Source organism: Pseudomonadota bacterium (assembly GCA_039714795.1).
In the GTDB taxonomy this organism is placed as follows: domain Bacteria; phylum Pseudomonadota; class Alphaproteobacteria; order JAGOMX01; family JAGOMX01; genus JBDLIP01.
On sequence record JBDLIP010000171.1, the window covers coordinates 1 to 2,626 of the forward strand.

The window sequence follows — 2,626 nt, forward strand, 5'->3', positions numbered from 1 at the left end:
ACACATATAATTTCTGAAAGCATTTTCTTACTCCTTTTTGGTTGACAGGAGTACAATCTAGTTAAGTTTTTATTAAAATCCAAGATACTTTAGGGAATACGACTAACCCAGTCCCTGAGTTTTCTCTTGGAGAAAAACTGTGCTAGGATTGCACACAGATTATGTACGTTTCTAAAGGTAGGGTTTTACGTGAATATCCATGAATACCAAGCCAAGCAGCTGCTGAGCCAGTTTGAGATCCCGATCCAAAAGGCAGGCGTGGCTGCCAGCGCTAAGGAAGCGCTGAGTGTAGCGCAAAAAATCGCAGGTGATACCTGGGTGGTGAAAGCTCAGATTCATGCTGGAGGCAGAGGTAAGGGAGGCGGCGTTAAGCTTGTCACAGGACTTTCCCAATTGGAGGATATCAGCAGCCAGATTTTGGGAATGAATTTGGTGACACCGCAAACAAGTGCTGAAGGGCAGACAGTTAACAAAGTTTATATTGAGCGCGCTTGCGACATTGCTAATGAACTCTACTTTGCCCTGTTGATAAATCGAGAGCGTCGCTGCTTTGTGGCGATGGTATCTCGGGAAGGCGGTATGGACATTGAAGAAGTTGCAGCAAAGACTCCTGAAGCTATTGTGCGGATTGATATTGATCCATTGCTCGGAATGCAAGCCTTTCACGCACGGCAGTTGGCATTTGGGCTTGGGCTGACAGGTGATACTTTCAGCCGAGGAATTGAGTTATTTTTGCAGGCTTACCGTGCCTTTACTCAAACAGATGCGCAGTTGCTTGAGGTGAATCCGTTGGTAATTACAGGTTCAGGGGACCTGCTCCCTTTGGATGCTAAGATGAGCTTTGATGATAATGCATTGTTCAGACATCCAAATATCGAAGCACTGCGGGACGAGGCAGAAGAAAACCCAGTTGAGCTGGAAGCGCGCCGGCATGATCTGAGCTATGTCAAGTTGGATGGCAACATTGGTTGTATGGTGAATGGCGCTGGCCTTGCTATGGCTACCATGGACGTCATTAAATTATATGGCGGAGAGCCGGCTAATTTCTTGGATGTAGGTGGTGGAGCCACGCGTGAGCGCGTAACTGAAGCATTCAAACTTATTCTTTCAGACCCTAATGTCCAGGGTATTTTGGTGAATATTTTTGGTGGTATTATGCGCTGCGATATTATCGCTGAAGGTATCATTGCAGCAGCGAAAGAAATCAACATCCATGTACCCTTGGTGGTGCGTTTGGCAGGTACTAATGTGCAAAAGGGTAAAACTCTATTAGCGCAATCGGGGCTAGATATTGTCTCAGCAGATCATCTTGCAGATGCAGCGTCCCTTGTGGTGCGGGCAGTAGAAAAGGCAGCATAAATCATGTCAATACTTGTTAATGATCAAACCAAGGTTATTTGTCAGGGATTCACCGGACATCAGGGAACGTTCCATTCTGAGCAAGCTCTTGCTTATGGCACACAGCTTGTAGGTGGGGTCACTCCTGGAAAAGGGGGAACAACGCATTTGGGATTGCCTGTATTTGATACAGTTCAAGAGGCTGTCTTAAAAACTGGGGCTACAGCTTCGGTTATCTATGTTCCGCCACCGTTTGCTTTAGATGCCATTTTAGAGGCCATTGACGCTAAGCTGCCTCTGGTTGTGTGCATTACTGAAGGCATTCCGGTACAAGATATGCTGAAAGTGCGTCGTGTGTTGGAAAATTCCTCCACCCGTTTGATTGGTCCCAACTGTCCAGGTATTATTACGCCTGGCGAGTGCAAGATTGGCATCATGCCAGGACACATCCACAAACCTGGATCGGTGGGGATCATCTCCCGCTCTGGGACTCTAACCTATGAGGCTGTCGCACAAGCTACGGCAGCGGGTTTTGGTCAATCAACATGCATCGGTATCGGGGGAGATCCGATTCAAGGCATGAATTTCATAGATTGCATTGAGTTATTTTTAAAAGATCCTAAAACCGAAGCAATTATCATGATTGGTGAGATCGGAGGTCGCGCTGAAGAAGAGGCGGCTGATTTTATCAAGCAATCTAAAATAAAGAAACCAACGGTTGCTTTTGTAGCTGGTATAACGGCCCCTCCCGGACGTTGCATGGGGCATGCAGGCGCTATTATCTCAGGCGGTGAGGGGACTGCTGAGAGCAAGGTTGAGGCTCTGAAGAATGCGGGTGTTTCAGTTGCCTTGTCTCCGGCTGATATTGGAATAACATTAAAAAAGCTGATGGGTTATACTGAAGAGAAATGAAAACCTCTGTTTCCTGATACGCTCAAAGTGCTCATTGAACGTATCAGGAAACAGAGTTTTTGATTTCACTTCGGTGTAGAGGTTTTCATTTCTTGCGGGTATAGGTAGTTAGATCTTTATGTTGTTTATGTTGCGGACATATCGCGTATTATCGATAATTTGAATCAGGGCTGTTCAGTGAAAATGTGTTATCTACGGATCGTCATCCTGAACGTTGGTTTTGGAACTCAAGTCTGGTAAGACTTGAGGAGGCAAAACCCTACGATTCAGGATCCCATTTTTTAAAATCTGCAAAAAAGAATTGGATCCTGAATCGCAAAGATTTTCCAATTCGTGCGACTTACAGTCGCACGTTCGGAAAATCAGCGTTCAGGAT

General features: G+C 45.8%; 3 protein-coding genes. All 3 read left to right on the forward strand.

Annotated features, from left to right (window positions below; genetic code table 11):
- Positions 1-189: 189 nt before the first annotated feature.
- Entirely contained in the window at positions 190-1,359 is a 1,170-nt protein-coding gene (sucC, locus tag ABFQ95_08375) for an ADP-forming succinate--CoA ligase subunit beta (GenBank protein MEN8237530.1), read from the forward strand.
- 3 nt (positions 1,360-1,362) lie between these two features.
- Positions 1,363-2,250: a succinate--CoA ligase subunit alpha gene (sucD, locus tag ABFQ95_08380; GenBank protein ID MEN8237531.1), complete on the forward strand. Its 888-nt coding sequence runs from the start codon at positions 1,363-1,365 to the stop codon at positions 2,248-2,250.
- A 185-nt stretch (positions 2,251-2,435) separates the two neighbouring features.
- Positions 2,436-2,626: hypothetical protein (locus ABFQ95_08385; protein MEN8237532.1), on the forward strand; the 191-nt coding region annotated here is incomplete at its 3' end.